At 54.0% G+C, this 1,501-nt stretch carries 2 protein-coding genes and 1 pseudogene; all 3 read left to right on the top strand.

Annotated elements, in window-relative coordinates; genetic code table 11:
- Positions 1-421: pseudogene (locus tag ACQUQ1_RS22160) on the top strand (class I SAM-dependent methyltransferase); the annotation flags it as partial.
- Positions 422-770: 349 nt separating this feature from the next.
- On the top strand, positions 771-911 hold the full coding sequence (locus ACQUQ1_RS22155; protein ID WP_416010423.1) for a YHS domain-containing protein: 141 nt from the start codon (positions 771-773) through the stop codon (positions 909-911).
- 83 nt (positions 912-994) lie between these two features.
- On the top strand, positions 995-1,501 hold a 507-nt coding region (locus tag ACQUQ1_RS22150; RefSeq protein ID WP_435066349.1), incomplete at its 3' end, for an Lrp/AsnC family transcriptional regulator.

The raw sequence follows: 1,501 nt of genomic DNA, 5'->3' as shown, positions 1-1,501 counted from the left end.
GCGGAATCGCGTTTTCGCTACAGTCGCAGATACCCTCGAACCCGAGGGGGTTCTCGTAGTCTCCGATCTCGTGATGCGGTCAGACGTGACTGAAACAGAACGGAGATTGGTCGATTCATTTGCGGATGCGTGGGATATGCCGTCCTTGGGTACTGTTGAAGGATACAATGCCGCTCTCGACGAGACGAGCTTTGAGCTCAAAGCGGTCGAAGATATCACGAAACACAGCGTCGGACGCTTCCAAAAGTGGACGACGCTGTACCTCCAGCTACTCACGAGCCCCCTCCGGGCTCTCATTGAACGACTGTTAGGAGCGTATGATCTCGATCCCGCAGCGATTACTGAGCAGGTGAGGAAGGCTCACCACGCGCTGCCGTTCTTGCAACACGCTATCTTCGTTGCGGAAATAGAGGCCACTTGACTGCTACTCGCACGGCGCAAGAACGAATCAAATCGTCATGTCGACGCTTGAGCATCCACGAATTTGGATGGACCTGTGGGATCTTCACCGCCCGTGATTGTCGTGTGGTGGATCGTGACCCATAGATTTAGAATTGGTTCAGACTCCAGTATTTATATAGGACACAGATAGGAATCCGTTGGTATACTCGAAGGATAGTTCGTGATTGTGAGGTACTAATCATTGATTGCGGAGTCGGACAAGCAAAACCGTGCAGCACGGCGCAAATCGCTATGTATCCCGACTTTGGATTACTAAGAACAAATTGCTTGGTTCAGGCCCTCGTACCTATGATGTGGGGTGAAACCGAATGGCAACTGATCCAGTCTGTGGAATGGACGTCGATGAAAGTGATGCGGCGGCCACAGCTGAGTACGACGGTCAGACGTACTACTTCTGTGCCGAGGGCTGCAAGGAGACATTCACCTCGACACCGGAGAATTACGTCTAACCGTCACACCCCTCACCTGCGTCGTAGCTCCCCCCACACCCACCCCCATTCACCCGATCCCCTCACCCCCATTCCGCCTTTCGATGACCCAACCAGAACTTGACGACACGGATCGCGAAATCCTCCGTCTTTTAGCGGAGAACGCGAGACGACCATACAGCACTATTGCTGAGGCAGTAAATCTTTCAGCCCCGTCCGTTTCAGCACGCGTCCGTCAGCTGGAGCAAGAAGATGTCATTCGTCGATTCACCGTTGATCTCGACCTCACACAGTACGAAAACCGGGTACACGTCATGGTACGCCTCCAGCCTGAGCTCGGAAAGACGGATTCTCTTCGAGAATCGATCCTCGAGAGCCCATCCGTAGAACACGTATTCACAACTGTGGAGGGCGAAATCGTGGCTGTTGCGACGCCGCCGCGGACTAGAGTCGGAAACTGGGCGCAGCAATATCTACCACTGACTGACGTGCGGCGATACGACGTCCAACTGCTGTCGAGCGCTGCTCACTCAACGTATGCCGAGGGGACTGAATCCGCACTCAAATGTGCAAATTGCGGAACCACTGTCGGTGAAGACGGACTAGCCACC

Source organism: Halobaculum sp. EA56 (assembly GCF_051195075.1).
In the GTDB taxonomy this organism is placed as follows: Archaea; Halobacteriota; Halobacteria; order Halobacteriales; family Haloferacaceae; genus Halobaculum.
Note: the sequence above shows the minus strand (reverse complement) of the source record. Positions and strands in the feature narration are given on the sequence as shown.

Bases quoted from the DNA above. Each gene is read 5' to 3' on its own strand.
- ACQUQ1_RS22155 (WP_416010423.1), top strand. From the start codon at position 771: ATGGCAACTGATCCAGTCTGTGGAATGGACGTCGATGAAAGTGATGCG.